Raw genomic sequence first — 8888 nt, forward strand, 5'->3', positions numbered from 1 at the left:
ATGGGGGTGTGTATGGCAATAAAACTTTCAGTTAATCTTAATGCTGTTGCTGTTTTACGCAATAGGCGTAACCTGCCGTGGCCGAATATCAAACATATAGGGCATATAGCACTGACAGCTGGGGCTGCAGGCTTGACAGTTCATCCACGACCGGATGAACGACATATTCGTTTTGCAGATTTGCCAGATATACATTGTTTAATGAAGAGCACATTTTCTACTGCTGAATTTAATATTGAAGGTTATCCCAGCGATACATTTTTGGATCTAGCAGAAAAATATGCTGATCAGATTACTCTCGTTCCTGATGATCCTGATCAGTCAACTTCAGATCATGGTTGGAATTTTTTTGAGAGTGCAGAATTTTTAGCACCCATTATTCAGCGTTTGAAAGAAAGAAAAATTCGTGTTTCACTCTTTTCTGATCCTGTTGTTGAGGGGCTTAATATTGCTAAGGAAATTGGCGCTGATCGTGTAGAGTTCTATACTGGACCTTATGGTGGGACATTGCAGAATAAGGAAAAACAAAATCAAGAGCTCAATAAACTGGTGTTAGCAGCAAAAAAAGCGAAAGAATTACAGTTAGGTGTTAATGCAGGCCATGATCTGACAGTTGCTAATCTGCCGACTCTTGTTCATCACATTCCTTGGATTGATGAAGTTTCTATTGGTCACGGGCTTATTGCTGATGCATTAGAATATGGAATACATGAAACTGTTCAGCGTTTTACGCGGTTATTGGTGTGATCCTTTTTCTTTAGTAGGACTGGAAGAAGATGCTTTCATGAAAAGCTTATCACAACAGTTTATTTCAAAGCAATGGTTTGCAGAGGATTAAGAGCAACAATGTTGCTTGCATAATGCATGATGCGCATAACAGACATGTTATTCCTACAGTGTTTTATGTGTCTCTTTTTCTTTCTGTCATTAGGTTTGCTTTTTTATATAATGCATTGGTTTATAATGATAATTTTTTAAATTAAAGACAAAACTTGAAGTCCGTATAATATTTATTCATTACAGATTCTTTATAATGAATCAGTCAAGATCGTTTTCTCATACTGAAGATGAATTATGATAAAAATGCCAACTTTATGGTTTTCGAGAAGTTATTATCGGGACGTTTTTTTACCACAAATAATGGTTTTAAAAGTGTTCTCTCTGCATCTTTATGAGTGTTTTGCATTGATTTTTTCATTGCAGATTTATACCGAGTCTTATGTGCGGGCTTGTCGTAGATAGCTTGTATAATAAAACTGATGCAATTAAAGCGTGTATGAAGAGTGTTTTTTCTTATGAGAGAGATAAAGTGGTTTTTTGCACTTCAGTAAAGGTGATTATTCCTCTTTTATAATTTTTCTTGCTATCCATTTTGATTTGGTTCATTCTCGGAAAACCTATCATATATTTTAAAAGGATATAAAAGTTCATTTGTGCAAAAGAAAAGTATTATAGTCTTTATGGGTGTATTTCTTTTCAGAAAAATTGTTTTTAGAGAATAGTTGCGGGAGTTTGTTTGGAAATTTAAATATTTTTTTGGCAATTTTATAGTCTCTTAATTTTCTTCCGCAAGATAGAGGCTTTAGAAAACTATTCAATGACTGTCTTATGAAGAGAAAGTCTTTTTATAGTGTGTCTAAGCACTTAAGGTCGTTTTTACTGTTTATTTAATAAAATAGTCTGAAATTCAGTTATAAAATTTAGAGAGAAGGAAAATATTTTTATGCGCGTTTATTATGATCGTGATGCGAAGGTTAATTTGATTAAAGAGAAAAAAGTAGCTATCGTTGGTTATGGTTCACAAGGGCGTGCGCATGCTTTAAATTTAAAAGATTCTGGTGTGAAGAATGTGCAAATTGCTTTACGTTCAGGATCAGCAACAGCTAAAAAAGTGACAACAGATGGTTTTGAAGTTGTGAGTGTTGCTGAAGCGGCAAAGTGGGCAGACCTGATTATGATGGCAACGCCAGATGAATTGCAAGCTGATATTTATAAAGAGCATATTCATGAGCATTTACAAAATGGGGTGGCGATTGCTTTTGCTCATGGTTTGAGTATTCATTTTGGCTTAATTGAGCCTAAAAAAACAGTTGATGTTGTGATGATTGCTCCTAAAGGTCCAGGGCATACAGTTCGCAATGAATATCAAAATGGTGGTGGTGTTCCTTGCTTAATTGCAATTGCACAAGATGCTTCAGGACATGCCCATGATATAGCATTATCTTACGCATGTGGTCTTGGTGGTGGACGTGCTGGGGTGATTGAAACAACATTTAAAGAAGAGTGTGAGACTGATCTTTTTGGTGAACAAGCAGTTTTATGTGGCGGTCTTGTCGAGCTTATTCGAGCAGGTTATGAAACACTCATACAAGCAGGTTATGCACCAGAGATGGCTTATTTTGAGTGTTTACATGAGGTTAAATTTATTGTTGATCTCATGTATGAAGGCGGTATTGCGAATATGAATTATTCAATTTCTAATACAGCTGAATGGGGTGAATATATATCTGGTCCACGTGTCATTACTGATGAGACAAGGGCAGAAATGAAACGTATTTTGAAGGATATTCAGACGGGTAAGTTTACATCAAATTGGATTCAGGAATATAAAGCCGGTGCGGCACATTTTAAAGGTATGCGGCGTTTAAATGATAGCCATCCTATTGAAGAAGTTGGAAAAAAGCTTCGTTCTATGATGCCTTGGATAAATTCTAACGCTTTGGTTGATAGAGAGCGTAATTAAAGTTCATATAAACGATATGGTGTAAAAACATTTGTATGCTTTATGTGTAAAAAGGGTAACAGAAGTTACCCTTTTTAATGTTGTTTTTTATGTATCCGCTTTATTTTTCAGTTTTTTGTATCTGAAAATTCTTTCTGCCAAAAAGAAAATATACAATTGCTAAGAATACAAACCACATTGGAGTATATTTTAAGGCTATTACGGTATCGGCTTCTAATGACAATAAATAGATAATAAAAGCGAAGAAGGCCAGAAGAAACCAGCATAAGATGACACCCCCTGGCATTTTGTAGATGGATTGAGCATGTTGTTGAGGACGATTGCGACGATAGATAATGTAGCTGACCAAAATCACAGACCATACAAAGATAAACAAAATTGCCGCAATAGTGGTAACAATTGTAAAAGCCCCTATGATGGTTGGGGATAACGATAAAATGACATAACCTAATAAAACACATAAACACGAAAAAAGTAATGCATTGGCTGGAATATGGTTGCTAGAAAGTTTTCCTAAGAGTTTAGGAGCACCTTTTTGTGTTGTGAGCCCATATACCATGCGGCTGGTAGAAAAAATTCCACTATTTGCAGAAGAGGCTGCTGCTGTGAGAACAACAAAATTCACTAAACCAGCAGCTATTGGAATTCCAGTAAGCCAGAACATTGCAACAAAGGGGCTTTTATCTGGAATAATCTGATCCCAAGGTGTCACTGACATAATTACGACGAGAGAAAAGATATAAAAGAATACAATGCGAATAGGGATTGAGCTAATTGCTTTTGGCAGAACTTTTTTAGGTTCTTTCACTTCAGCTGCAGCTGTTCCAGCGAGTTCGATACCGACAAAAGCAAAAATGGCAATTTGAAATCCCGCAAAAAAACCTGCAACTCCTCGAGGAAAGATGTTTCCACTATTCCATACATGACTGAGAGAGGCAATAGTACCATTTGGAGAGGTAAAGCCAGTAACAATCATATAAATTCCAACAACAATTAATGCTAGAATTGCTATGATTTTGATGAGACCGAACCAAAATTCAAGTTCACCAAACAGTTTTACGGCAAGGAGATTAAAGGTTAAAAAGAAAATCATACAAGCAGAAACAATAATCCATGGATTAAGTGTGGGCCACCAAAAATGTGCATAACTAATGATAGCAATAAGATCTGCGGTTCCGGTTACAATCCAACACAACCAATAAGTCCAACCGATAAAGAAACCGGCACTTGGGCCTATTAGATCAGTTGAGAAATCAATAAAGGATCGGTACTGCATATTGGAAAGCAGTAATTCTCCCATAGCGCGCATCACAAAATAGAGAACAAAGCCAATAATGGCGTAAACCAATATAATTGAAGGACCAGCAACGCTAATTGTTTTTCCTGATCCCATAAAAAGCCCTGTTCCAATAGCACCGCTAATAGCGATAAGTTGCACGTGACGAGCGCTTAGTCCACGATGCAATTTTTCAATGTGATAATCATCTAAGTTTTTTTTGTTATTCATTTTTATGAGGTTCCCTTTAATTATTTAAAATTTAAGTTACGCTAAAAAGGTAAATCGTTTTATCGAAGCATGATATACCTAAAGAGTAAAGAAGAATTTATGCTTTTATGGAGTAAATAAAAAACTTATAGAATTGGTGTGTCTATCTATTTTATCTCCAAATAACCTACAGACACTTGAATATAGAAATTATTAAGTAATTTTTTCATGGGGTTCTATCACGATAGTGAAAGGATAGAAGTAAAAAAGAAAACTCAAAAGAGAACTGTCAGTTTTAAGAGACAAATATTTTAACTGGCACTGAAAATTTACCTATAATTATTTATTTTACTTTACCTAGGAGGGAATGAATGTTTTTAATAGGTAATACATAATCGTGAACTCAATAACTTATCGCAATAATAAAATATTATAGAACTCTTGATTCTATTATACTTTTCTTACTATTCTTTATTTTGTCGAAGCTTTTTTATCGTTTCAAGAGTCCGATTTTTATCAATCTGTACTCCTTGTGTAAAAGAGATCATAGCATCATCATTCTAGCCAAAAAGTTTTTTCAATTGTGATACTGTTGCTTAAGAATGAGAATCTCGTGTTGCTGCTCAATTTTTTCAGTCATGTGTCGATTTTATAATATCTTCTTGCTTATAGAGTTGATGAAAAATTCAAATTTTCTTTAGGTCTTTTTTCCACGTTCATCATAAATAAATGTTTTATTTCTCATCAGTCCAGTTTCAAATGTTTCTGTTTATTCCAGGAAAGTAGGAAGAAAAACATTTGTTTGGAATTTATTTTTTTTGTTTTGTAAGGGGTGATGTTATCTTTTACACTTTTACAGCCAATACGAACGGTGTCTCGTGTACTGCAAGCATGGATAAAGAACGTCAATTCCGATGCATTTATAGTTTTTTAAAGACCATTGTTGATAATGCTTTTTAATATTTTCTTCCATCCTAAATGGGAAAGTCTTCTTTGTTTGTGAGAGCTGTTTTTTTACTCTAAATTTGGGTTATTTTCTAAAAGTTCTTATTTTAATTGCATATTTAAAAAGCCCATTGAGCGCTTGAAAGAGATTATAGCTATTGCTGGTATTTCTTTATGCCATTCTAGCTATAATATGCTTTTTTCTGATTGCTTTGTATGAAATATTCTCAATAGAATCGCACACCTTTATAAGGATAAATTCTTTCTGGCTTTTTGTCGTTTTAGGAAGGCTATACGAATTGATACTGTTCAAACACTGTTTGATTTGCTACGCGAATATGCTTTCAAGAAGTTTTCTTGGTTTTCGTCAAGAAAGATGAGCTCTTGTTATTGGCCTAGGGAATCTTTGTCGTTATCAACAAGCTCTTGCGTTTCATAGGTTTCCAATATATTTCTGTGTTCCCCCATGTTTAATATGCATAGATTATCAATTTTATGGTGTGTGTGATTGTCTTTGATAAAATGAGAAGGGGGTGGTTCTGATATGATGAATTCTACAATATGAGAAGTCATACTTTTTTCATAAGTTTTCAAAATTATCAGGATGTGCAGCTGGATTTGATATTGGTATGTCTGTTTAGGGGAGATGAGAACTTTATCCGTAGTTTGATTGAATTCACACCTTTGTTTTTTACTTTTCTTAAAGCGCTTGTACAATAGCTGATTGTGTTATGGTGAGGAGGCAGTGTTCATCATTTTTTTTACTTTTAAAGAGAATTTAAATAAAATAAATACATATAACATATTAAATTTATTGCATTTTATATATATTTTCCCCTTTAAATGCTATATTTTTATGTATGTTTCAATCGATTATATAGGGTGAAAAGATTCCCATAGATAAAAAGGTTATAAAAGCAAATTATGATATAGACATTGTGATGTCTGTGAGCAATTCGATGAGAAGTGTAGCTTATCTTATAATACAAATCATATTTTGAAAAATAAGTCATTTGAAATGATTAATAATACCAAACCATAGATATTTAAATGATTAAGCTTATGAAATGACAAATTTAAAGGAGGGGTGTAATTCTCTTTTCAAAATGAGTGTTTGTAAAGTTTAGCGCTGTTATTGCAATATCTTATCATAATATATGTAAGATATTGTTCGACAAAGAAGAGGTACTTGCAAAGATTTTTTCAGTATACAAAATAAAATCGACAAGATAATGGGTGGTATTATTTTCAAGAGACATCTCTTAGAGATTCTAAGTCTATTTAGAGACGGTGTGGGTGAATTGTATAACGATAAATTCGTTGAGCAGCACCATCTTCACGCCCATAAAAGTACAAGCCGGCATTGTCATTTTTTACTAGCGCATGCTATATTTATCAGCTCTTGGTGTTGCCGACAGGTCCTGTATGAAAGCAGTTCATGAGAGGCATTTTTCCTTCTTTCTTCTCTTGTTTCACTTCATATGTCAATTCCGCTGAGTGTGTAAAGCCAAGTGCACAAAATTGCTTCAGCATAAAGAGGTTTGAAATGAGAGAATTTCACAATATTCGGGGATATGATTCAAGGTAATAATGAAAAATTATTCTTAATGTATTGTAGTATATCAAATTCAGGGAGATATTTTTGCAACTCTTCATTTTTGCGAAAGGACATATGTTACTTTAACAAAAGTAGAAACATTGTTTTTAGATACAATAAAATACAAGAAAAGAGGGTATTGTTTGCGTTTTAGATAAAGTTGAATATTTTCTTTAGAAGAAACGTCATTGACATTTACAAAAAATTTTTATGAAAAGCGAACATTCTGATATGCCAGAAAGGAACCTTGTGCTCCCCTTTTGGCATATGTTTTTGTACGGATTTTATGTATTATTTTGCGTCGACTTTTTTCTTACAAAGAAAAAATATGTTATGCCTAAGAAAATAAACCATACTATACCACATTTAAAGGCTATTAACGTATCAGGCTCTAATGTTAGCAAATAGAGAATGAAAGCAAAGAAGGTTAAAACAATCCAACACATAATAACGCCTCCGGGCATCTTATAGATAGATTCAGCGTGAAGTGCAGGGCTTTTGCGTCGATAAACCATGTAGCTAATCAAAATAACAGACCATACGAATAAGAGTGCAATGACTGAAATACTGGACACAATCGTAAAAGCGCTCATGATGGTTTCGGATCGTGATGCAACTGTGTACCCTAATAAAATACATATGCAAGAAAAAAGGAGAGCATTGGCTGGAACGCGGTGTTTCGAAAGTTTTCCTAAACGTTTAGGAGCACCTTTTTGCGTAGCAAGCCCATATATCATGCGGCTGGTGGAAAAAATTCCACTATTTGCAGAAGAGGCTGCTGAAGTGAGAACAACAAAATTCACTAAACCGGCAGCTATCGGAATACCAGCAAGCCAAAACATTGTGACGAATGGACTTTTATCTGGAATAATTTGATTCCAAGGTGTCACTGACATTATTACAACGAGAGAAAAGATATAAAAGAGTACAATGCGAATAGGGATTGAGTTAATAGCTTTGGGTAGAACTTTTTTAGGTTCTTTTACTTCAGCGGCGGCTGTTCCGGCAATTTCTATTCCGATAAAAGAAAAAATAGCAATTTGAAACCCTGCAAAAAAACCTGCAATTCCCTGAGGAAAGATATCGCCACCATTCCATACGTGACCAAAAGAAGCAACGGTACCATTTGGAGAAGTAAAACCAGTAGCAATCATATAAACTCCAACAACAATTAATGCCAGAATTGCTATGATTTTAATAAGACCGAACCAAAATTCAAGTTCACCAAACAGTTTCACAGTAAGGAGATTAAAAGTTAAAAAGAAAATAACGCAAGCAAAAACGATAGCCCATGAATTAAGCTCTGGCCACCAAAAATGCATGTAACCGATGATTGCAATAATGTCTGCAGCTCCGGTTACAACCCAACTGAGCCAATAGTTCCAGCCAATAAAAAAGGCAATTCCTGGTCCTAGAAAGTCGGTTGAAAAATCAACAAGAGAGCGGTATTGCGTATTAGAAAGCAGTAACTCTCCCATAGCACGCATGACAAGATATAGAGCACAACCTATAATCGTGTAAACGAGCAGAATTGAAGGGCCTGCTACGCTAATTGTTTTCCCTGCTCCCATGAAAAGTCCTGTTCCAATAGCTCCTCCGATGGTTATGAGTTGGATGTGACGGTTATCTAGTCCACGTTGTAGCTTTTTCTGAGAGCTATTTTCGGAATTTTGTCTATCACTCATCTTTGAGCTTCCCTTTAATGATCTAAAATCTTAATAAAACTAAAAAAGTCATCATTTACATTGAAGCATAATATAAATGAAGAGTAACGTAGAAAAACATTTTTTACGATTTCATGTGGATAAAGAGAAAGAATATAAAGTTTAACAGAGGGACATGATGTCATGCCAGACAATGCAAGAGATATTTAAAACTTTCAATTGTCGTTCAAAAGATTGATAAACAGTTAATCAGAAGATTTTCGTGACAGCTATATTCTTAGGTTGTTTTGAAGAGTTGTTAAGAAACTTCCTATTGTTTATGGAAAGTTTTGCCAATAAATGAAATATTGTATGATGTTACAGTGGAAATAAGCGGGGTTTGGGTAATAAAACTATACTGTTTTTTGAAACTCTTCATCAAAAGATTTTTGCTACAGTTTTGCATATGATCAA

The 8888-nt window shown here is 34.5% G+C and carries 4 protein-coding genes; 2 read left to right on the forward strand and 2 right to left on the reverse strand.

The genetic code is table 11. The features are described 5' to 3' along the window. Nucleotides 1–12: 12 nt before the first annotated feature. Complete coding sequence (locus BN67_RS01810) at nt 13–747, forward strand: pyridoxine 5'-phosphate synthase (RefSeq protein WP_019222454.1); 735 nt, start codon at nt 13–15, stop codon at nt 745–747. A 976-nt stretch (nt 748–1723) separates the two neighbouring features. Next, nucleotides 1724–2743 carry a ketol-acid reductoisomerase gene (gene ilvC, locus BN67_RS01820; RefSeq protein WP_019222457.1) on the forward strand — a complete coding sequence of 340 codons (1020 nt, stop codon included), beginning with the start codon at nt 1724–1726 and terminating at the stop codon, nt 2741–2743. 100 nt (nt 2744–2843) lie between these two features. Here the strand turns inward: ilvC and BN67_RS01825 are convergent, their stop codons facing one another. Together BN67_RS01825 and BN67_RS01835 are read right to left on the reverse strand one after the other, a co-directional pair. Beyond that, a complete protein-coding gene (locus tag BN67_RS01825) occupies nt 2844–4250 on the reverse strand; it encodes an amino acid permease (protein WP_019222458.1) in 1407 nt (468 codons plus the stop codon). A gap of 2805 nt (nt 4251–7055) precedes the next feature. Then, on the reverse strand, nt 7056–8456 hold the full coding sequence (locus tag BN67_RS01835) for an amino acid permease (protein WP_019222460.1): 1401 nt from the start codon (nt 8454–8456) through the stop codon (nt 7056–7058). Nucleotides 8457–8888 lie beyond the last annotated feature (432 nt).

Origin of the sequence: Bartonella rattaustraliani AUST/NH4, from assembly GCF_000312565.1 — a bacterium.
Taxonomy (GTDB): domain Bacteria; phylum Pseudomonadota; class Alphaproteobacteria; order Rhizobiales; family Rhizobiaceae; genus Bartonella; species Bartonella rattaustraliani.

Coding starts and splice junctions, on each gene's coding strand:
- ilvC (WP_019222457.1), top strand. CDS start 1,724: ATGCGCGTTTATTATGATCGTGATGCGAAGGTTAATTTGATTAAAGAG.
- BN67_RS01825 (WP_019222458.1), bottom strand. CDS start 4,250: ATGAATAACAAAAAAAACTTAGATGATTATCACATTGAAAAATTGCAT.
- BN67_RS01810 (WP_019222454.1), top strand. CDS start 13: ATGGCAATAAAACTTTCAGTTAATCTTAATGCTGTTGCTGTTTTACGC.
- BN67_RS01835 (WP_019222460.1), bottom strand. CDS start 8,456: ATGAGTGATAGACAAAATTCCGAAAATAGCTCTCAGAAAAAGCTACAA.